The organism is Nocardia brasiliensis NBRC 14402 (genome assembly GCF_000308475.2).
GTDB lineage: Bacteria > Actinomycetota > Actinomycetes > Mycobacteriales > Mycobacteriaceae > Nocardia > Nocardia brasiliensis.
The window spans coordinates 59,757-80,457 of sequence record NZ_BAFT02000107.1 but is presented as its reverse complement, the minus strand read 5'-3'; the positions used below and the strand labels follow the sequence as shown (position 1 = coordinate 80,457).

Here is a 20,701-nt window from a genome sequence, read left to right as displayed (position 1 = left end):
GGCACCGGCCGCCACCGCGACCGAGTCGGATTCCTCCGGTAACGGCGCCACCCCGTACGTCACCCCGCTGGTGCGCAAGCTGGCCGACGAGAACGGCGTCGACCTGTCCGCGCTCACCGGTTCCGGTGTCGGCGGCCGCATCCGCAAGCAGGACGTGCTCGCGGCCGCGGAAGCCAAGAAGGCACCCGCGCCGGCCGCCGCCGCGCCCGCCGCGAAGGCCCCGGCCGCCAAGGCCGCGCCCGCGCCGAGCGCACAGCTGGCGCACCTGCGCGGCACCGTGCAGAAGGCGAACCGGATCCGGCAGATCACCGCGACCAAGACCCTGGAATCGCTGCGCACCACCGCGCAGCTGACCCAGGTGCACGAGGCCGACGTCACCAAGATCGCGCAGCTGCGGGCGCAGGCCAAGGCGGCGTTCAAGGAGCGTGAGGGCGTCAACCTGACGTTCCTGCCGTTCTTCGCCAAGGCCGTCGTCGAGGCGCTCGGCGTGCACCCGAACGTCAACGCCAGCTACAACGACAGCACCAAAGAGCTCACCTACCACGCGGCCGTGCACCTCGGCATCGCCGTAGACACCGAGCAGGGCCTGCTCTCCCCGGTGATCCACAACGCCAGCGACCTGTCGCTGGCCGGCCTGGCCCGCGCCATCGCCGATATCGCCAACCGCGCGCGCAACGGTGGCCTGAAGCCGGACGAGCTCGCCGGCGGCACCTTCACCATCACCAACATCGGCAGCCAGGGCGCGCTGTTCGACACCCCGATCCTGCTCCCGCCGCAGGCGGGCATGCTCGGCACCGGCGCGATCGTCAAGCGCCCGGTCGTGGTGAAGGACGATACGGGCAGCGAGTCCATCGGCGTCCGTTCGATGTGCTACCTGCCGCTCACCTACGACCACCGCCTGATCGACGGTGCCGACGCGGGTCGCTTCCTGACCACGATCCGGCACCGGCTCGAGGAGGCGGCGTTCGAGGCCGACCTCGGTCTGTAAGACGGGTTCGCCACAGGAAGGTCATCGTGCGCGCATGAAGGTCGTGATCGCCGGCTCGTCCGGGCTGATCGGGACAGCGCTCGTCGCGGCCCTGCGCCGCGACGGGCACGACGTCGCCCGCCTGGTACGCAGGCGGGCGGCGGGACCGGACGAGTTCACCTGGGATCCGGTCCGCGCCGAATTGGACGAACGAGCTCTGCGCGGCGCGGACGCGGTGGTGAACCTGTGCGGTGCGAGCATCGGCCGCCGCCGCTGGACCGGCAGCTTCAAACAGGAACTGCGCGACAGCCGGATCACCCCCACCGACGTGCTCGCCGCGGCGGTCGTCGCCGCCGACGTGCCGACGCTGCTCAACGCCAGCGGCGTGCACTATTACGGCGGCACGACCGGTGACCGGGTGGTCGACGAAACCTCTTCCGCCGGTTCGGGTTTCCTGGCCACCCTGTGCCGCGATTGGGAAGCCGCCACCGCCCCGGCCGTCGATGCCGGGGTCCGGACCATCCTGTTGCGCAGCGCCGTCGTGCTGTCCGGGCACGGCGGCATGCTCGGCATGTTGCAGCCGCTGTATTCGCTCGGCCTCGGCGGACGGCTCGGCAGCGGACGCCAGTACACGCCGTGGATCTCGATGGCCGACGAGATCGGCGCGATCCTGTTCGCGCTCGGCACCGACACCCTGCGCGGCCCGGTCAACGTGGTCGGTCCGGCGCCGGTGACCAACGCCGAGTTCAGCCGCGCGCTCGGCCGCTCGCTGCACCGGCCGACACCGCTGGTGGTGCCCGCGTTCGCGTTGCGGGCATTGATCGGCGAGTTCGCGCAGGAGGCGATCCTGCACGGCCCCAGAGCAATTCCCACGGCCCTCGAGGAGGCGGGCTACGAGTTCCAGCACCCCACTGTCGGCGCCGCGCTGGCGGCCATGGTGGGTCGACCCGGAGACGATCGATGACCGACCAGCTCGACACCCGCCCCGCCGCCCTCATCCGGGACGCGCGGGCCGCGGATCTGCCCGCCATCCTGGCGATCCACAACGCGAATATCGCCACCTCCACGGCGATCTGGGATCTGGAGCAGGTCGGCCTCGAGGAGCGCGAGGCCTGGTTCGCCGCTCGCACCGCGGCAGGTCTGCCGGTGCTGGTCGCCGAGATCGACGGTGAAGTCGCGGGCTACGCGAGCTACGGTCCGTGGCGCCCCAAGGCGGGTTACCGCTTCACCGTGGAGAATTCGGTCTACGTCGACGACCGGTTCCAGCGCCGCGGCATCGCCACCGCGCTGCTCACCGAATTGATCGAGCGGGCCCGCCGGACCGGCTCGGTGCACGCGATCATCGCCGGCATCGAATCCGGCAACACCGGCTCGATCCAATTGCACGAGCGCTTCGGTTTCCGCACGGTCGGCGAGTTCCCGGAGGTCGGCCACAAGTTCGGTCGCTGGATGGACCTGACCCTCATGCAGCTGACGCTGCCCGTGCACGCGCGCTGACCAAGATCAGGGGGAACTGGCGGCGTCGCGCACTCGGCCGATGCCGCCACCAGTTCCCCCTCGTGTGGCGAGCAGCACAGGGCACTGGTGGAAAGCCGTAAAGGCTCCGGCGTACCGTCAGGGTTGTGAACGACACGCGCACCACGTGGTCCGCTCGATTCGATACGACCCCGATCGTGGTCGAGGATCTCGGACTCATCGACTACCACGACGCCTGGGAGCTGCAACGCAAACTCGCGGCAGAACGGGCCGAGGGCCTCGGATCCGATCACCTGCTGCTGCTCGAGCACCCCTCCGTCTACACCGCCGGTCGCCGGACCGAGGCCGAGGATCTGCCGATCGACGGCAGCCCGGTGGTCGAGGTGGATCGCGGCGGCAAGATCACCTGGCACGGTCCGGGACAGCTGGTCGGCTATCCGATCGTGCGGCTCGCCGAACCGGTCGACGTCGTCCACTACGTGCGCCGCCTCGAGGAAGCGCTCATCACCGTCTGCACCGGCATGGGACTCACCTGTGGCCGGGTCGAAGGACGGTCCGGGGTGTGGCTGCCCGCCACCGACGTGTTCGCCGAACGCAAGATCGCCGCGATCGGGGTGCGGGTGCAGCGCGGCGTCGCCCTGCACGGCATCTCGCTGAACTGCAACTCCGCCATGGACGGCTTCCAGGCGATCGTCGCCTGCGGCATCCGCGACGCCGGTGTCACCACGCTCAGCCGCGAACTCGCCCGCGAGGTCACGGTCGCCGAGGTCAAACCGCTCGTCGCCGACGCCATCACCAGGGCATTGAACGGCGAACTCCCGGTAACCGCGCACGACATCCGCTGAGCGCGGTTATCGCACGCGTCACACCCACCGGAGGGGTCGCGAGCGGCCGACCCGGTAGGCGTAGTGTCGATCAAGTGACCTCAGCTTCAGCACCGGCAGGACGCAAACTGCTACGCATCGAGGCGCGCAACGCGGAGACCCCGATCGAGCGCAAGCCTCAGTGGATTCGGACCAAGGCGAAGATGGGCCCGGAGTATTCCGAGCTCAAAGGTCTGGTCAAACGCGAAGGCCTGCACACGGTCTGTGAGGAAGCGGGCTGTCCCAACATCTTCGAATGCTGGGAAGACCGCGAGGCCACCTTCCTGATCGGCGGCGAGCAGTGCACCCGGCGCTGCGACTTCTGCCAGATCGACACCGGCAAACCCGCCGCACTCGATCGGGACGAGCCGCGCCGGGTCGCCGAGAGCGTGCAGGCGATGGGCCTGCGCTACTCGACCATCACCGGTGTCGCGCGCGACGACCTCGCCGACGGCGGCGCCTGGCTCTACGCCGAAACCGTGCGGGCCATCAAGGCGTTGAACCCGAACACCGGTGTCGAACTGCTCATCCCCGACTTCAACGCCGTGCCCGAGCAGTTGGCCGAGGTGTTCGCCTCGCGCCCCGAGGTGCTCGCGCACAACCTGGAGACGGTGCCGCGCATCTTCAAGCGCATCCGTCCCGCCTTCCGCTACGAACGGTCCCTCTCGGTGCTCACCGCCGCACGCGAGGCCGGTCTGGTCACCAAGTCCAACCTGATCCTCGGCATGGGCGAGACCCCGGAAGAGGTCACCCAGGCGATGCGCGACCTGCACGAGGCAGGCTGCGACATCCTCACCATCACCCAGTACCTGCGCCCCTCCCCGCGGCACCACCCCGTCGACCGCTGGGTCAAGCCGCAAGAATTCGTCGACCACTCCAAGATGGCCGAAGAGATCGGTTTCGCGGGCGTGATGGCCGGACCGCTCGTCCGCTCCTCCTACCGCGCAGGCCGGCTCTACGCCCAAGCAATGGCGCACCACGGCCGCGAAATCGCCCCCACCATGGCGCATCTCGCCCAAGAGGGTTCCGCCTCGCAGGAAGCGTCCTCCGTCCTGGCGCGCTTCGGCAGCTGACTCAGCAGCTACGGGCCCGCACCTGTCCGACAGGTGCGGGCCCGTCTCTGTGCGCGGCACCGTCTGCCCTGCGAATGGGCGCACCGCGAACTCCATTTACGCGCAGCCGCCGGAACTCGCGAGCGTTGCGGCGTTACGCCTCCAGGCAGACCACACAACGCGCGTCGGCCACGAAGTGCACAGCCTCGAACATCACCTTGCGCCGAATCCAAACCTCCACAGGCCGGACTGGAATCGGCGCGCGCCCACTTCGACGACCGTGCGTCCAAGCACACAAAACGGCACGGGCCTGCTGGGTCAGCGCACGCGCAGGGCGGTCAGGCGCCACTGGCCGCGGGTTCGGGTGATGCGGGCGGCGAGGGCGAAATGCCTTGGGCCTCGGTCGTATCCCGCGCAGACCTCAGCGGTGTCGGCGTCGACCATGCGCACGCTTACCCGGCCCGGCACCGCCACACCCAGACCTCTGCCCGGAATCACGTCGGTGTTCACCATCGTGCGCAGTGCGGCGACGATGCGGGCGTCGGCCACCGACGTCATGTGCGTGACCAGCCGCCGATGGTCCAAAACCTCCAGAACCAACCGAACCGCCCACCGCGCAAACTCCTTGGCGGACAACACCGCCTCCGGATCCGGGTCCGCTCCACGCCCCACCCGCGACCTCGACCGCATCGCCCCCGCTCCACCCTGCCCCCGCCCAGTGGACCGGCAACCTGCGATCTGCCTATCCGCACCGGACTCATCCACCGGTTTATCCGACCGACGCCCCTCCCGCCCATCCGCGCCACGCTTCTGCACAAACTCCTCGGCGGGCAACAGAGACACGGGACCCGCTTCCGCCCCACACCCCACCCGCGACTTGGACCGCATCGCCCCGGCCCCACGCTGCCCCCGCCCAGTTGACCGGCACTCCAGTCCCTGACTACCCGCGCCGCTCACCCGTCCATTCGTGCCGGACTCATCCACCTGCCCATCCGTCCGAGGCCCCTCGCGCCCATCCGCACCGCACTCCTGCGCATCCGACCGGCACCCACCGACCGTGCCCCCATTCCCACCGCACTCGGGAGCGCGGCCCGAACGGCACCCTCCCGCACCCCGCCCTGACGGACGGCCTGGCGCACACCTATTCGGTCGGTCTTCCTCCGTCCGTCCATCCAATCGGCATCCCTGCGGCTTCGCAGTCGACTGCAACGCCCGATCCGATCCGGTCACCACTACCCCCTCGCTGCTTTCCCCACTCTTCGGAGCCCCGATTTTGCTCCGGCACCACCGGATCTCACGAGTACTCCACTACCCGACCCCTCACCCACAGACCGTTCGCACGCCTCACAGGGCATACAACTGCTGTGAACCGTATGGAAGCGCTGTGGGTCGACAGCTCAGCCCGGGCCGCGAACGCGGCAAACCGGTCGTGGGCGCACAGGGGGCACGGCGGCGTCCACTCATGCACTCCAACGGTTTGCTGCCGACCGTGCCCCGGTGGGCTCGACGCACCATCGACCCGCGCAGGTTTCGAGGAGCGCGGCCGGCGAACTCGCACCACCGCTCAGCTGCGATCGTCATGCTCGACGGGTTCCGCTGACCGTCTCGCGACCAGACACCCTCCACCCAATGGTTCAGGGTTTTATGAATACATCGGAATCTGTACTATTCACCCTGTGGAAACTTTGCAGCACAGCGACGCGCTGGCTCGGTTCGGGCACGCGTTGTCCGATCCGACGCGGACTCGGATTCTGTTGAGTCTGCGGGCCGGTGCGAGCTACCCGTCCGAGTTGGCCGAGCAGATCGGCGTGTCACGGCAGATACTGTCCAATCACCTTGCCTGCCTTCGAGGTTGCGGACTCGTCGTCGCGATTCCGGAGGGCCGCCGCAGCCGCTACGAACTCGCCGACGCGCGCATCGGCCACGCCCTCGGCGACCTCCTCGGCTTGGTCCTGGCCGTCGACCCAGCCTGCTGCCCCGCCGCGGGCGACGAAAGGTGCTGCTGATGTCCACACCACTCGGCATGCCCGCACACCACGAGTCAGCCCTACCGACGCCCTCGTCGCGAGCGAACGCTGCACTGCCGGACTCGATTTCGCTGTCGGCACACCGGAGCAGGATTGCTTCCGGCTCCGCATCCGCAACTACGCCCGCCGCGCCCGAAGCCGCTGCGCCCTCCGCAACCTCCATATTCGCAGCCTCCGCGCCCGCAACCTCCATTTCCGAAATCTCCGCGGCCGCACCCTCCGCATCCGCATCGGAGCGCGACGACGCGGGCATCCGCACCGAGACCGGGCAATGCGACGGCACAGACACCGGAACCCTCTCTGCGCCCAATGCGCACGCTGGCGGCGTGATCCATCCGATGCACGGCGTGGCGCCCCTCGCCCCAGACAGACAAGCCGCACTCTCCCGACGCATCCGCTGGTTCGTCGCCGCGACGATCACCTACAACGTGATCGAAGCGATCGTCGCGCTGAGTGAGGGGGCTCGGGTTTCGTCGACGGCGTTGATCGGGTTCGGGTTGGACTCGGTGATCGAGGTCTCCTCGGCGGCGGCAGTCGCGTGGCAGTTCGCGGGACGGGATCCGCAAGCGCGGGAGAAAGTGGCGTTGCGCATCATCGCGTTCTCCTTCTTCGCCCTGGCCGTCTACGTCACCGTCGATGCCGTCCGCGCACTGCTCGGTGTCGGCGAAGCGAAGCACTCCCCGATCGGCATCGGCTTGGCCGCAGCCAGTCTGCTGGTCATGCCGGTGCTGTCCTGGTTGCAGCGCCGCGCCGGCCGCGAACTCGGATCCGCCTCTGCCGTAGCCGATTCCAAACAAACCCTGCTCTGCACCTACCTGTCGGCCGTCCTCCTCGCCGGCCTGCTCCTCAACGCCCTCTTCGGCTGGTCCTGGGCCGACCCCCTCGCTGCCCTCGTCATCGCCGCCATCGCCGTCCGCGAAGGCCGCAACGCCTGGCACGGCCAAACCTGCTGCCCCACCCCGCCCCACCCCACAGAAAACACCTGCTGCCCCGACCACTGACCGCGCACCAGCCCATTCGACCCAACGAACAGAACTCGAATCACGATGTCAGAACGACCCGGAGCAAACGACTCCCCTGCACATCATCCGGGACGCGCCGACATCGGATCACCCACTGCGAAGTCGGCCCCGAGAGCCGTTCGCTCAGGCGACTTTCCAACTCCGGTCGCCAAGGGTGACGACAATATCCACCGTCCCGCCGAGCGCCGCTACATAGGCCCGGATTGTGTCGATGCCGGCAATCTCACCGTGCTCGATCTTCGACACCCGTGTTTGCGAGACCCCGAGCAACTCGGCCAATTCGACCTGAGTCAGCCCGATCGCCTTCCGCATCTCCGCCAACTGATGGCCGCGGATGTACGCCTCGCGACGCTCCTGGGCCAGCGCGCGGCCGCGAGCACGTTCCTCGTCGGTTCGAGGGTCGAGTGCGCGTGCCTTCGCTTTGACGTCGCCCCACTTCACGTATTCGTCGCTCATCACTGCTCCTTCAGCGCTTCGAGATGCTCGGAAAAGCGCTTGTCGGCCAACGGGATCGCGTCGCGATACCAACGTTGCCAATTGCCGGATTTGTCACCGGCAACAAGTACTATCGCCTCCCTGGCGGGGTCGAACGCGAACAGCATCCGGACCTCGCTGGTCCCCGCCGACGGCGGTCTGAGTTCCTTCATGTTGTGATATTTGCTGCCCTGTATACGGTCCACCAAGGGACGCCCGGCAGTCGGACCCTCCTCTGCCAGCTGATCGAGAGCGTCTTCGATCAGGTCGCCCGTCTCAGGGTCGTCCGCACAGATTGCCAAGTACCACGACTCCACCTCCGCATGAAGACTTATTTCCCAGGTCACCATCCAGAATATAACCTTTTTATCATATTCGCGAGGTGGAATGCACGACTGGCCCGCCGAGACTTGGTCCGCCCAGCCGACCGAACTCTTCCAGCTGAGCTGAACCCCAGGCATCCTCGACCGACGCCGTCCACGAGGGGACCGTAGCGCATGCCGCTCCGAACATGCGATCGATGTGCGATTACCGAAGGAGTTTCCATGGGGGTTCGTTCGCGCCAGCTGATGCGAGCCGTAATAGTCATTGGTGCAACAATTTTCACCACAGCCGGTATCGCGGCGGCCGACACCATCGGTTTCAACACCGCCGACCGCAGCGTCATCTGCCGCATGGGTGACACCGACGTGAAGTGCGCGGTCGCACCGACCGCGGCGAACATCACCCTGCCCGGTCCGAAACCCTGTGGGGATTCTTCGATTCCGGTGTTCACCATCGGCCTGTCCGGGCGGGCGTCCGCCCAATATTCCTGTGCCAGTTTCGGTTACCCCGGCAACGAGCGTGTCGTCCGGCCGGGTGAACGCGTCACGCACGGGGAATTCCTGTGTGTCGCCTATGCCGATCGGGACGGCACCGCGGGGTACCAGTGCGCCAATCACGATCACAACTTCTGGGTTTCCCGCAACGACTACCACATGAGCGGCTACTGACGCCCGAAACCTATTCGGGCAGCGCCTGTTCGGATTCCACCGCCGATCGGGTGCGCGCGAGTATCCGCTGCCACAGGTACAGCACGCCGACCGCGGAGGCGATCATGCAGGCGCCCACCACCCAGAGTCCCGCACGCTGGGTGCCGGTCCAATCCTTCAGCCAGCCGGTGATGTAGGGCGCGGCGAAACCACTGATGTTGCCGATGGAGTTGATCAACGCGATGCCCGCGGCCGCGGCCGCGCCGGAGAGGAAGGTGCTCGGCAACGCCCAGAAGGTGGGCAGTGCGGCGAGGACGCCGACCGCGCACACGGTCACCGCGGCCATGGCCGCGAACGGGTTGCCGAGATACAGCGCGACCGGAATGGCGAGCCCGCCGACCAGCGCGGGCAGCGCGACGTGCCAGGCCCGCTCGCCGGTCCGGTCGCCGTGCCTGCTCCAGAGCACCATCACGACCGCGCCGATGACGTACGGCACCGCGTTGATCAGTCCGCGCTGCACCACCGAGTAGTGCGTGCCGTACTGCTCTTGGAACCCGTTGATGATGGTCGGCAGGAAGAAACCGAGCGCGTACAAGCCGTAGACGATGCCGCCGTAGACGAGCGCGAGCCCGAGCACCCGGGAATCGGTGAGCGCCTTGCGTAGCGTCCACTGTTCCTGTTTCTCCACGACAGCCTGTTCGGCGGCGAGTTCGCTGCTGAGCCATTGCCGTTCGTCGCGGGTCAGCCAGCGGGCCTGGGCGGGGCTGTCGGTGAGATAGAACCAGGTCACCACCGCGAGGAAGATCGCGGGCAGTCCTTCGACGAGGAACATGAACCGCCAGCCGCTCAGTCCGAACACCCCGTGCCCGTACTGGATGATCAGGCTGGACAGCGTCGAGCCGAGCGCGGTGGACACGGGCACGGCCACCATGAACAGGGCGACGATCTTCGCCCGCTGGTTCTGCGGGAACCAGTAGGTGAGGTAGAGCAGAATGCCGGGGAAGAAGCCTGCTTCCGCGACGCCGAGCACGAAACGCAGGATGTACAGGACGGTTTCGTTCGGCACGAACGCCATCGCGGTCGCGACCAGCCCCCAGCTGGCCAGGATCCGGGCGATCCAGCGACGCGCGCCGAAGCGGTGCAGCGCCACGTTGCTCGGCACCTCGAGCACCAGGTAGCCGATGAAGAAGATCCCAGAGGCGAGGCCGAACGCCGTCTCGGTGAGCCCCAGGTCGGCTTTCATTCCACTGGGCCCGGCGAAGCCGATATTGACCCGATCCAGATAGTTGACGAAGTAGAGCAGCCCGAGGAACGGCACCAGTCGGATTACGACCTTGCGCAGTGTCGCGCGGGAAACGTCGGGTGTGACATCCATCCGCGCACTGTCCCATATCGGGCACCAGGTTTCAGCCGATACGAGCGGCCGATCGGTATCCGGCCGGAATGGTCCGCCGAACGGCAGGTGACAGCGGAATCGCCTGATTCGTGCCGACTACGCTGACGCCATGATCAACCAGAGATTCTCCGATATCCCAGGCGTCGCACCGGGTTTCGGCTACGCCCACGCGGTGACCACCTCGGGTGGACTCGCCTTCGTGTCCGGTCAGATCGCGGTGGACGCCGCGGGCAACGTGGTCGGCGCGGGCGATCTGGCCGCGCAGACCAGGCAGGCGCTGACCAACCTGGAGAACGTGCTGCGCGCGCTCGGCGCCGACTGGACCGACCTGGTCAAATTCACCTGGTTCGTGACCGACGTCAGTCAGTTGCAGGTGGTCCGCGACGTCCGCGACGAGTTCCTGCGGCCCGCGCTCGGCGACCGGCCCAATCCCGCGAGTTCCCTCGTCCAGGTGGCCGGGTTGTTCCGGCCGGAGTTCCTCGTCGAGGTGGAAGCCGTTGTCGCGCTGCGCGCCGCGAGCTGAGCGGCGGGGATGACTCCCCGCGCACCCGAAACCGCACGGTATGCCCAGGTCGGAACCCGGTATCAGAGGTATCGGATCTGGCGATCCGGGCACGGAGCGGGACCGCCGGTGGGAAGCTCGAAGTACCGCAGGTGTCGGGGCGCGAGGGAAGCGAGACGCACAGTGGACAAGACGAGCGGATCTGCTGGAGGCAACGGCAGAGTACTTTCGGCCGAACGGCCGGAACAGATACGGAATGTGGTCCTGGTCGGGCACAGCGGATCGGGCAAGACCACGCTGGTGGAGGCGTTGGCGCTGACCACGGGGACGGTGAACCGGGCGGGCCGGGTCGAGGACGGGACATCGCTGTCCGATTACGACGAGATCGAGCATCGGCAGCACAGGTCTGTGCAATTGTCCGTGGTGCCGCTGGCCTGGGCCGGGATGAAGATCAACCTGCTGGATACCCCCGGTTACGCGGACTTCGTCGGCGAATTGCGGGCGGGTCTGCGGGCCGCGGACGCCGCGCTGTTCGTGATTTCGGCGGCCGAGGGCGCCGAAGGCGTCAGCGGCGCCACGCGCGCGCTGTGGGAGGAGTGCGCGGCGGTCGGCATGCCGCGCGCGATCGTGATCACGCACCTGGACACCGCGCGGGCCGACTACGACGAGATGACCGAGACCTGTCGCACGGTGCTCGGCGGCGGCGCGTCGGAAAACATTCTGCCGCTGCATCTTCCGGTGTACGGACCGAAAAGCGCGGACGGTCATCGACCGGTCACCGGACTCATCGAGCTGCTGCCCAACTGCGTGGTCGACTACTCCTCCGGTGAGTGCGTCCAGGCCACGCCCACGCCCGAACAGCAACCGCTGCTGGACGAGGCCCGCAACCGGCTCATCGAGGGCATCATCGCCGAGAGCGAGGACGAATCCCTGATGGACCGCTATCTCGGCGGCGAACCCATCGAACTCACCACCCTCGTCACCGACCTGGAACGCGCGGTGGCCCGGGGCAGCTTCCATCCGGTGCTGTTCGGCGCGCCCGCCCCGGAGGGGGCGAAACAGGGGTTGGGCACGGTCGAACTGCTGGACCTGATCACCGGCGGCTTCCCGACGCCGGCCGAGCACATCGTCTCTGCCGTCACCGCCGCGGACGGCAACACCCGCCGCCGGCTCGACTGCGATCCGGACGGCGTGCTCGCGGCCGAGGTGATCCGCACCGCCTCCGACCCGTATGTCGGCCGGGTGTCGCTGGTTCGCGTCTTTTCCGGCACGCTGCGCGCCGACGACACCGTGCACGTCTGCGGGCACGGACTGGAGGCACGCGGGCACGAGAGCCACGATGTCGACGAGCGGGTCGGCGCGGTGTCCGCGCCGTTCGGCAAGAGCCAGCGCCCGCTCGGTCAGGCCATCGCCGGCGATATCGCCTACGTCACCAAACTCGGTCACGCCGAAACCGGCGACACCCTGTCCGGCGTGGACAAACCGCTGCTCATCGAGCCGTGGCAGATGCCGGATCCGTTGCTGCCCATCGCCATCACCGCACATAGCAAAGCCGACGAGGACAAGCTCTCGCAGAGCCTGGCCCGGCTGGCGGCCGAGGACCCCGCGGTGCGGCTCGAGCACAATATCCAGACCCATCAGCTGGTGCTGTGGTGTCTGGGCGAGGCGCATCGCGATGTCGCGCTGGAACGGCTGCGCACCAGGTTCGGCGTGCAGGTGGACGTCGTCGAGCATCAGGTGGCGCTGCGGGAAACGTTCGCGGGCAAGGCTTCCGGGCGCGGCAGGCATGTGAAGCAGTCCGGCGGGCACGGGCAGTACGCGGTATGCGAGATCGAAGTAGAACCTCTGCCCGGCGGGTCGGGCATCGAGTTCGTGGACCGGGTGGTCGGCGGAGTCGTGCCGCGCCAATTCATTCCGTCGGTCGAGAAGGGTGTGCGCGCTCAGGCCACCCGCGGTGTCGCCGCCGGATACCCGCTGGTCGACGTGCGGGTCACGCTGTTCGACGGCAAAGCGCACTCGGTCGACTCGTCCGATGCCGCCTTCCAGACCGCGGGTGCGCTGGCCCTGCGCGAGGCCGCGGCCACGGCGGGCGTCGCCCTGCTGGAACCGATCGCCGACGTGTGGGTCGTGGTCTCCGACGACTACGTGGGTCCGGTGTTGAGCGATCTGTCCGGGCGGCGCGGGCGCGTGCTGGGCACCGAGCCACATGGCGTCGGCCGCACCAGAATTCACGCCGAGGTGCCCGAACTCGAACTGAGCCGCTACGCCATCGATCTGCGTTCGCTCTCGCACGGCACCGGCGATTTCAATCGCACCTATACCCGGCACGAATCGATGCCGAACCAACTGGCCGCGAGTCTGCGCGAGCAAGGGAAGAAGAAGTCCTGAGAACAGGATTCGGGCCCATCCACCGCGTAGTGCATGGGCCCGAACCACTTCCGGTCGATCAGCTGACAAGGTTCTTACGCAGCTTCAGGATGGTGCCGGCGTCCAGTCCGAGGCCCTGGGTGAGGAACTTGCCGAAATCGCCGTAGTCCTGCTCGATCTTGGCGACGGCGACGTCCAGGTACGCGTCGCGCACCTCTTGCAGCGGGATCAGCAGATCCGGATTCTGCATCAGACCGGCCTGTTTCACCTGCTGCCGCAGCGCCGCGTCCGCCGCGGCGCGATACTGGTTGGACAGCAGATAGTCTTGCCGCGCAGTGCGTTCCGGCACGCCGACCGCACGCAACGTGACATACGTCAGCCAGCCCGTGCGGTCCTTGCCCGCGGTGCAGTGGTACAGCGTCACCTTGTCGGTGTTGGCGAGATCCTTGATGGTCTGCCCGAACGCGGCCCGCGACTGCTGGGTGAAGAAGCTCGCGTAGACGCCCTTCATGATCTCCTCGGCCTTGCCGTTGCCGAGCATCTCCTCCTGCTTCACCGGATCACGCAGCTGGATCACCGAGAGCAGCTTCTGGAACAGTCCGGTATCGTCGATCGGCCTGGCGACCGCCTGCGCCCCCGGGATCGGTTTGTCCGCGCCGGCGAACTGCACCTCGGCCGGGGTGCGAAAGTCGATCACCTTCTGCACTTTCAGGCCCGCGAGCTGCTGCACGTCGGCGGCGGTGAGCTTTTCCAGCGAGTCGGCGCGAATGGCCTTGCCCGACTTCACCTTCGCTCCGTCATAGGTGCGATATCCGCCGATATCGCGGACATTGATCGCGCCCTGCAGATCGATCTTCCCGCCCACGGCGATCGCGGACTCCGCCTGCGCGTCGGGTTGTGCGGTCGCGAACGGCGAGGCGGTCGTCGCCGTCAGCGCGAAGGTCGCCAGCACTGCGGCGAACAGCGAAACTATTGAGTACTTCATGGCGCGGGACAGTAGGGCGCGCGACGCGGCCGCTGCCGGGTTTCCCGTTGATCCCGCCGTAGTTGCCCCGCTCACCGGAATCACCCCGCCGACCAGCGGGATCACCGCGCCGGACAACGGGATTCAGGCTGGACAACCGATCGGATTCCGCATCCGAGGCGAGGGCGAGCGCCTGGAACACCTCGTGCCCCCAGCGTGCGAACATCAGCAGGCGCTCGCCGCGACGGAGAGTCAGCAGGCGGCCGCACCGTACAGAGTTCCCCGCGCCCACCTTCCCCCGAGATCATCCCGGTCGGCCGCCGCTCTCGCAAACGCGCGCCGTACCCGCCCCTCGGAAGTCGAGCGACTAGCGTCGAGGACATGGCCGAACGCGACGAGCTGCCCGCCGTTGTCCGCGGCACCGTATTGCACTTCCTGCGTGATCCCGGCCCCGACAGCGCGCCCGACGCGTGGGAGCTGTTCGAGGACGGCGCGCTCGCGATCGCCGCCGACGGCACCGTCGCCTGGGCGGGCGAGTGGTCCGCGCTGCCGCAGCGACTTCACGGCACGGTGGTCGATCACCGGGGCAGGCTGATCCTGCCCGGTTTCGTGGACGCCCACATCCACTACAGCCAGTACGACATGATCGCGAGTTTCGGTGCGCGCCTGTCGGATTGGTTACAGGACTACGTGTTTCCGGCCGAGCGCGAGTTCGCGGACCCCGCGCACGCGCGCCGCATCGCGGAGATCTTCCTGGACACCTTGCTGGCCTGCGGCACCACCACCGCGAGCGTGCACCCGACCGTGCATCCGGCCTCGGTCGACGCGTTCTGCGCCGCGGCCCGGGCCCGTGACCTGCGGATGACGTGCGGCAAGGTGCTGATGGACCGGCAGCCGGACGCGCCGGAGTTCCTCCGGGACCGGACGCTGTCCGACGCCGAGAACCATACGCGGCAACTCCGCGCCCGCTGGCACGGCAACGGTCGATTGACCTACGCGATCACGCCACGCTTCGCGCCGTCCTCCACCGACGAGCAGTTGGCGTTGGCCGGCCGGCTGTTCCGCGAGTTCCCGGATGTCGCGTTGCAAACCCATGCCGCGGAGAGCGGTCCGGAAACCGAACAGGTCCTCGCCCGCTTCGCCGGAGCCCGCTCATACCTCGACGTCTACGACCGCGTGGGCATGCTGGGCCCCCGCTCGCTGTTCGCCCACTGCGTGCACATCGACGCACGGGACCGGTCCCGGCTGGCCGAGACCGGTGCCGCCATCGCCTTCTGCCCCACCTCGAACCTGTTCCTCGGCAGCGGACTGTTCGACCTGCCCGCCGCCTGGCAGGCGGGCATCCGGGTCGGTCTCGGCACCGATTGCGGTGCGGGCACCAGCTATTCGATGCTGCGCACCCTCAACGAGGCATACAAGGTGGTCATGCTCGGCGAATCGGCGAAACCCGAAACGCAGCGCACCAGCTTGAACGCGCTGCGCGGGTTCTACCTCGCCACTCTCGGCGGTGCCGAAGCGATGTACTGCGACGAGTACATCGGCAACTTCCGCGCCGGAAAGGATGCCGACTTCGTCGTGCTGGACTGGGCCGCCACCCCGGTCCTCGCGCACCGCGTCGACCGGGCCCGCGACTTCCATGAACGGCTGTTCGCCCAGATGATGCTCGGCGACGAGCGTTCCGTGGTGGCCACCTACGTCCTGGGACGACGCGCATACACCCGGCCCTAACGCCGGGCCGCGCGTAACTCCTCGGCGCGCGGGTCGTACACCAGCCTCGATTCGGGATGATCGAACACGCGCACGGGACGCGTGGCCGCGTCGAACCGCTGCCAGCCCGGATCGCCGTGTGCGACGAAATCCACCCAGGCACGGTGCATTTCGTCGGCGAGCGGCTGCGGCGGGTTGGGGCCGGTGATCGCATGCCCGGAGGCGAGAGTGTCGAAAATGAACGAGGTCTCGAGTGCGTGGCAGGCGCCGAGCCCGTCCACTTCGGAGGGCCAAGCGAATTCGTAGACGAATGTCGGCGCGTGCGCACAGACTTCCGCGAACCGCACGATATCGGCCCGGAACGCGACATCGGTGAAGATTGCGGCCAGCAGATCCGCCGGCGTCGCGTTCGGCCGGTCGGCGGCGAAAACGTCGGCGAGTTCCGGTGCCATTCCATAGCGGCTGAGGAAGAACGGGAACGTTTCAGCGGTCACCGCGGCGGCGACACCGGTCGGCATCAGGAAGAAACGGAACTCCTCGGCGGCGTAGCCGCAGAGCAGGGGCAGCGCTCGATCCGGTTGCGATTCCAGCACTTTCACCGGTGTGTCGGTCAGCACGTCCCCGTCGACCACCGGGAAGAAGTTGAGGATGCCGATCCCGTTCGTGATGAACGACGCGCCCCAGCGTTCGGCCGACGGATCGATCATCTGGTCCAGCGCCACCGCTTCCTGCGCGTCCAGCAGTTCTTCGTCCCCGAGTGCGCCGAAAGCCGTAGCGGACGGCACTATTCCGAGCTTGGCCGCCGCGGCCGCCGACAGCTTGCGGGCATCGTCCATGGGTGCGGCCGCGACGGTGGTGCCGTTCTGGATGATCGCGCGTCGAAAAAGCCCCTGCGCCAAAGGAGTAGCCAGCAGCGCGGCGACGCTCATACCGCCCGCGGACAAGCCGCCGAGCGTAACGTTGCCCGGGTCGCCACCGAAGGCCGCGACGTTCTCCTGCACCCAGCGCAGCGCGAAGATCTGGTCGTGCAGACCGCGATTCGCCGGCGCACCGTCCAGCACCGCGAACCCGGCCATGCCGACGCGGTAGTTCATCGACACCACCACGACGCCGTCCCGCGCGAAGGCGCTGCCGTCGGCGACCGCGCCCGCATTGGACCCGCGCGAGTATCCGCCGCCGTGGATCCAGACCAGCACCGGCAGTCCGCCCGCACTCGGATCCGGCGTCCACACATTGACATTCAAATATTCGTCGCCCGGCACCCGGTTCATGGTGACCAACGCCTGGATTCCGTCGGGGTACGGCGCCTGCGGACAGGTCGCGCCATACGCCACCGCATCCCGCACCCCCGCCCACTCCGCCACCGGCTTCGGCAATTCGAACCGCGCCACCCCCACCGCCGGTGCGGCATAAGGAATCCCGAGAAACGCATACACCCCCTCCCGCACCAAACCCCGAACCTTTCCCCCACTGACCGACACAACCGTTTCCACGATCCCCTCCTTCTCCCCGACCGCCCACAGCGATCCCCCTGCATACTTCCCCACCACTAGACGATCGAAACCCAGGTCGAATCCCCCGGACCCCACCCCTGCTTCTCCTGACGACGACCGTCCACGCCCCACCCGAGCGGGCGCTCCGCACCCTGCACGACCGCACCCCTGCGACCACGCGACCACACCCTCGCGCAACCGCCGTTCATCTACCCCGCGAGAGTCACGCTGGTCGGCGGCTCGTGCGGAATGGCCGTGGTCGCGGCGGCCCCGGCCACCACGATCTCTAACCGACCAATCCCGCCGGCCCTCGTCGAACCACGCCGCAAACAAAACTATGTCGTGATCAGGCGTACCGCCGGTCCGCAGAGCTTCCGCATGTCATCGGGGTCGCTGGTGAGCATCAGAACCGGCGGCGCCTGACGTACGGCCATTTCGGCGACGACGGCATCGATCGCGTGTTCGTGCCCGTGCAGTCCGGCGTCGAGGAGCAGGGCCGAGGCGGCTTTGGCGGTGCTGTCGTCCACCGGTTCGATCCGAAGGGCCGACAGCAGCCAGGCGAGGCGAGCACGGTCCGTTTTCCGGTGGGCCGCTTCGATGATCGTGAGCGCACTGATCACGACTTCCATGCCGCGGGAACGCGCTTCGGCGACGACCGCGACGACCGACGCGGAATCGTCGACCAGCCGGGACAGTCCATCGCAATCCAGAACCAACGTTCCTGCGTGCAGTGTCTTCCGGCTTTGGCGTCCAGGCTTGTTCAGCTTGCCGTGTGCCACTGGCCCGACTCATCCAGCGCATCGTCGAACAGTTCCCGCGCACGCCGGCGCTCCGCTTCGGGCAGCGGTCCGATACGCCGCTCGTAATCGGCGATGTACTCGTCGAGCAGCATCCCGCGCAACTCCCGCTCGACCGCGGAGGCGATGAACGACGAGAACTCGCGCTTCCCCACCCGCCGCCGGATCTCCTCGGCGGTGCCTTCCGGCAGCGAAAGACTGACCCGGGTAGCGGGCCCCTCCCCGATCCGATGCTCCGGCTCTGCGCTCACCCCACCAGATTATCAATCGAAGTAGGAAATCTCAACGCTGCCCGGAAATGGGGCGAGCCCTCCCGCGCCGTTGCGGGAGGGCTCGAAACCACTTGGGGTCCTACGACTTACACGTCGAAGTAGAGTTCGAACTCGTAGGGGTGCGGGCGCAGGTTCACGGGGGCGATTTCCTGGTCGCGCTTGATGTTGATCCAGGTCTCGATCAGGTCGTCGGTGAAGACGTTGCCTTCGGTCAGGTAGTCGTGATCCTGCTCGAGGCGGTCGATGACCGTGGCGAGGCTGGTGGGGGCCTGCGGGATGTTCTTGGCCTCCTCCGGCGGGAGCTCGTAGAGGTCCTTGTCGACGGGGGCCAGCGGCTCGATCTTGTTCTTGATGCCGTCCAGGCCGGCCATCATCATGGCGGCGAAGGCCAGGTACGGGTTGCCCGAGGAGTCCGGCGCGCGGAACTCGATGCGCTTGGCCTTCGGGTTGTTGCCGGTCACCGGGATGCGCACGGCGGCGGAGCGGTTGCGCTGCGAGTACACCAGGTTGATCGGGGCCTCGTAGCCCGGCACCAGACGGTGGTAGGAGTTCACGGTCGGGTTGGTGAACGCCAGCAGCGACGGCGCGTGGTGCAGGATGCCGCCGATGTAGTGACGCGCCAGATCGGAGAGACCGCCGTAGCCAGCCTCGTCGTGGAACAGCGGCTTGCCGTCCTTCCACAGCGACTGGTGCACGTGCATGCCCGAGCCGTTGTCACCGAAGAGCGGCTTCGGCATGAAGGTGACGGTCTTGCCCTCGGCCCACGCGGTGTTCTTCACGATGTACTTGAACAGCTGCAGGTCGTCGGCCGCACCGAGCAGGGTGTTGAACTTGTAGTTGATCTCGGCCTGACCGGCGGTGCCGACCTCGTGGTGGCCGCGCTCGAGCTCGAAGCCCGCGTTCTGCAGGTTGGTCGAGATCTTGTCGCGCAGGTCGACGTAGTGGTCGTACGGCGCGACGGGGAAGTAACCACCCTTGTTGCGCACCTTGTAACCACGGTTGAGGGTGCCGTCCGGGTTGAACTCGGCGCCGGTGTTCCAGGAGCCCGAGACCGACTCGATCTCGTAGAAGGCGCCGTTCATGGCCGAGTCGTAACGGATCGAGTCGAAGATGTAGAACTCCGCCTCGGCACCGAAGTACGCGGTGTCGGCGATACCGGTGGAGCGCAGGTACTCCTCGGCCTTGCGCGCGATGTTGCGCGGGTCGCGGCTGTAGGCCTCGCGGGTGAACGGGTCGTGCACGAAGAAGTTCAGGTTCAGCGTCTTGGCCGCCCGGAACGGGTCGAGGCGCGCGGTGCTGAAGTCGGGCAGCAGCAGCATGTCCGACTCGTCGATCGACTGGAAACCACGGACGGACGAGCCGTCGAAGGCCAGCCCTTCCTCTGCGAGGTCGGTCGTGAACGCCTTCGCCGGGATCGAGAAGTGCTGCTGCACACCGGGAAGATCACTGAATCGGATGTCGACGTATTCGACTTCTTCATCAGCAAGATATTTGATGACCTCGTCGGCCGTGCTGAACGTCACTTGTTCTCCTTACGGATCGGTTCCCAGCCAGTGTCGATTGCATGGGTTCGTCGCGTCCAGACGGTATGGACGCGGTGTTTCCCCGCAGTCAAGGCTGTGTTTCGCCAGTGTTACACGTGCCGCTGGCCAGGTGACCCGGCCCACCCGGGCGCCACCAGCATGGTAATCCTGCCATCCGCGCAGGCCGGCGCCGACGTGAACTCCTCTTATGCCGGGCCTGCATTCCCGGCTCGTCAGCGCTCCGGCGCCGGTCGGCCGGTCGGGCCCGCATATTGTGGGGGCATGGCACGCATGACGGGATCGTGGCTCTCCGGCCCTTCGGAGGGTTCCGGCGACCAGGCAAACCCCGAGTTCCCCGGCAAAGAATTGGGCCTGCCGAAGTCCGGCGCCGGATCACTGTCCGGCATGGCCCGCCGGATCGCCGCGCTGTTCGTCGACTGGCTCATCGCCCTCGGCATCGCCGCGATCATCATGCGCGGCGGGTCGGCTTCCAGCCTCACGCTGCTGGTGTGGTTCGTGATCGGGGTGGGGGCGGTGACCATGTTCGGGTTCACCCCCGGTCAATACTTCTTGCGCCTGCGCACCGTCCGGATCGACGCGCCCGTCCCCGTCGGCATCGTCCGCGCGCTGGCCCGCCAGGCCCTGCTGGTCTTCGTGGTGCCCGCCCTCTTCACCGACTCCGACGGGCGTGGCATGCACGATCGCGCGACCGGGACCGCGCTCGTCCACTCACGCTGAGCGCCGAGGGGGAACTGGTGGCGGCATCGGCCGAGAGCCCGCCGCCACCAGTTCCCCTTGATCTCGAAACACCGCGGGCCCGCACCTCTC

General features: G+C 67.6%; 21 protein-coding genes. 12 read left to right on the top strand and 9 right to left on the bottom strand.

Annotated elements, in window-relative coordinates; genetic code table 11:
- The 5 genes from sucB to lipA form a co-directional block, all read left to right on the top strand.
- Window positions 1-988, top strand: a 988-nt coding sequence (gene sucB, locus TY25_RS36025; RefSeq protein WP_042264042.1) for a 2-oxoglutarate dehydrogenase, E2 component, dihydrolipoamide succinyltransferase, incomplete at its 5' end; no start/stop codon positions are given.
- 34 nt (window positions 989-1,022) lie between these two features.
- On the top strand, window positions 1,023-1,931 hold the full coding sequence (locus TY25_RS36020) for a TIGR01777 family oxidoreductase (protein WP_042264040.1): 909 nt from the start codon (window positions 1,023-1,025) through the stop codon (window positions 1,929-1,931).
- Window positions 1,928-2,464, top strand: coding sequence for a GNAT family N-acetyltransferase (locus TY25_RS36015; RefSeq protein WP_042264037.1), 537 nt, complete (start codon window positions 1,928-1,930; stop codon window positions 2,462-2,464). Before TY25_RS36020 ends, TY25_RS36015 begins: the two co-directional genes overlap by 4 nt.
- Before the next feature lie 125 nt (window positions 2,465-2,589).
- A complete protein-coding gene (lipB, locus tag TY25_RS36010) occupies window positions 2,590-3,288 on the top strand; it encodes a lipoyl(octanoyl) transferase LipB (RefSeq protein ID WP_014983075.1) in 699 nt (232 codons plus the stop codon).
- A 74-nt stretch (window positions 3,289-3,362) separates the two neighbouring features.
- The gene (lipA, locus tag TY25_RS36005; protein WP_042264036.1) at window positions 3,363-4,379 is read left to right on the top strand and encodes a lipoyl synthase; all 1,017 of its coding nucleotides are present in this window, start codon (window positions 3,363-3,365) and stop codon (window positions 4,377-4,379) included.
- Window positions 4,380-4,676: 297 nt separating this feature from the next.
- On the opposite strand, the gene TY25_RS41010 is transcribed toward lipA, so the two are convergent.
- Complete coding sequence (locus TY25_RS41010; RefSeq protein WP_256656730.1) at window positions 4,677-5,048, bottom strand: Rv3235 family protein; 372 nt, start codon at window positions 5,046-5,048, stop codon at window positions 4,677-4,679.
- Window positions 5,049-6,034: 986 nt separating this feature from the next.
- On the opposite strand from TY25_RS41010, the gene TY25_RS43735 reads away from it, so the two are divergent.
- Together TY25_RS43735 and TY25_RS35990 are read left to right on the top strand one after the other, a co-directional pair.
- Window positions 6,035-6,364: an ArsR/SmtB family transcription factor gene (locus TY25_RS43735; RefSeq protein WP_042264034.1), complete on the top strand. Its 330-nt coding sequence runs from the start codon at window positions 6,035-6,037 to the stop codon at window positions 6,362-6,364.
- Between the two features lie 359 nt (window positions 6,365-6,723).
- A complete protein-coding gene (locus TY25_RS35990) occupies window positions 6,724-7,386 on the top strand; it encodes a cation efflux transmembrane domain-containing protein (RefSeq protein WP_042264070.1) in 663 nt (220 codons plus the stop codon).
- A 144-nt stretch (window positions 7,387-7,530) separates the two neighbouring features.
- Here TY25_RS35990 and TY25_RS35985 read toward each other — a convergent pair whose 3' ends face one another.
- Both TY25_RS35985 and TY25_RS35980 read right to left on the bottom strand, forming a co-directional pair.
- A complete protein-coding gene (locus TY25_RS35985) occupies window positions 7,531-7,863 on the bottom strand; it encodes a helix-turn-helix domain-containing protein (protein WP_042264031.1) in 333 nt (110 codons plus the stop codon).
- Window positions 7,863-8,231, bottom strand: coding sequence for a type II toxin-antitoxin system RelE/ParE family toxin (locus TY25_RS35980; RefSeq protein ID WP_081869327.1), 369 nt, complete (start codon window positions 8,229-8,231; stop codon window positions 7,863-7,865). Before TY25_RS35980 ends, TY25_RS35985 begins: the two co-directional genes overlap by 1 nt.
- Before the next feature lie 195 nt (window positions 8,232-8,426).
- Here TY25_RS35980 and TY25_RS35975 point away from each other — a divergent pair, with 195 nt between their 5' ends.
- Window positions 8,427-8,873 (top strand): hypothetical protein, encoded by a 447-nt coding sequence (locus TY25_RS35975; protein WP_042264029.1) that lies wholly within the window; start codon window positions 8,427-8,429, stop codon window positions 8,871-8,873.
- A 10-nt stretch (window positions 8,874-8,883) separates the two neighbouring features.
- On the opposite strand, the gene TY25_RS35970 is transcribed toward TY25_RS35975, so the two are convergent.
- A complete protein-coding gene (locus TY25_RS35970; RefSeq protein WP_042264027.1) occupies window positions 8,884-10,227 on the bottom strand; it encodes an MFS transporter in 1,344 nt (447 codons plus the stop codon).
- 130 nt (window positions 10,228-10,357) lie between these two features.
- Between TY25_RS35970 and TY25_RS35965 the strand changes: the two genes are divergently transcribed.
- On the top strand, window positions 10,358-10,771 hold the full coding sequence (locus TY25_RS35965) for a RidA family protein (RefSeq protein WP_042264025.1): 414 nt from the start codon (window positions 10,358-10,360) through the stop codon (window positions 10,769-10,771).
- 162 nt (window positions 10,772-10,933) lie between these two features.
- Complete coding sequence (locus tag TY25_RS35960) at window positions 10,934-13,138, top strand: elongation factor G-like protein EF-G2 (RefSeq protein ID WP_042264024.1); 2,205 nt, start codon at window positions 10,934-10,936, stop codon at window positions 13,136-13,138.
- 58 nt (window positions 13,139-13,196) lie between these two features.
- Here TY25_RS35960 and TY25_RS35955 read toward each other — a convergent pair whose 3' ends face one another.
- A complete protein-coding gene (locus TY25_RS35955; protein WP_042264022.1) occupies window positions 13,197-14,102 on the bottom strand; it encodes a tyrosine-protein phosphatase in 906 nt (301 codons plus the stop codon).
- A 360-nt stretch (window positions 14,103-14,462) separates the two neighbouring features.
- On the opposite strand from TY25_RS35955, the gene guaD reads away from it, so the two are divergent.
- Window positions 14,463-15,809, top strand: coding sequence for a guanine deaminase (guaD, locus tag TY25_RS35950; RefSeq protein WP_042264020.1), 1,347 nt, complete (start codon window positions 14,463-14,465; stop codon window positions 15,807-15,809).
- On the opposite strand, the gene TY25_RS35945 is transcribed toward guaD, so the two are convergent.
- The 4 genes from TY25_RS35945 to glnA all read right to left on the bottom strand — a co-directional run bounded on the left by TY25_RS35945 (window position 15,806) and on the right by glnA (window position 19,873).
- Window positions 15,806-17,281 (bottom strand): carboxylesterase/lipase family protein, encoded by a 1,476-nt coding sequence (locus TY25_RS35945; RefSeq protein ID WP_042264066.1) that lies wholly within the window; start codon window positions 17,279-17,281, stop codon window positions 15,806-15,808. The two genes, guaD and TY25_RS35945, sit on opposite strands and share 4 nt — an antisense overlap.
- Before the next feature lie 335 nt (window positions 17,282-17,616).
- A complete protein-coding gene (locus TY25_RS35940) occupies window positions 17,617-17,997 on the bottom strand; it encodes a DNA-binding protein (protein WP_226887443.1) in 381 nt (126 codons plus the stop codon).
- Window positions 17,998-18,041: 44 nt separating this feature from the next.
- Window positions 18,042-18,329: a hypothetical protein gene (locus TY25_RS35935; protein ID WP_042264017.1), complete on the bottom strand. Its 288-nt coding sequence runs from the start codon at window positions 18,327-18,329 to the stop codon at window positions 18,042-18,044.
- 107 nt (window positions 18,330-18,436) lie between these two features.
- On the bottom strand, window positions 18,437-19,873 hold the full coding sequence (gene glnA, locus TY25_RS35930) for a type I glutamate--ammonia ligase (RefSeq protein WP_029893780.1): 1,437 nt from the start codon (window positions 19,871-19,873) through the stop codon (window positions 18,437-18,439).
- Window positions 19,874-20,155: 282 nt separating this feature from the next.
- On the opposite strand from glnA, the gene TY25_RS35925 reads away from it, so the two are divergent.
- Window positions 20,156-20,611: an RDD family protein gene (locus TY25_RS35925; protein ID WP_029893782.1), complete on the top strand. Its 456-nt coding sequence runs from the start codon at window positions 20,156-20,158 to the stop codon at window positions 20,609-20,611.
- The last annotated feature ends 90 nt before the right edge of the window (window positions 20,612-20,701 follow it).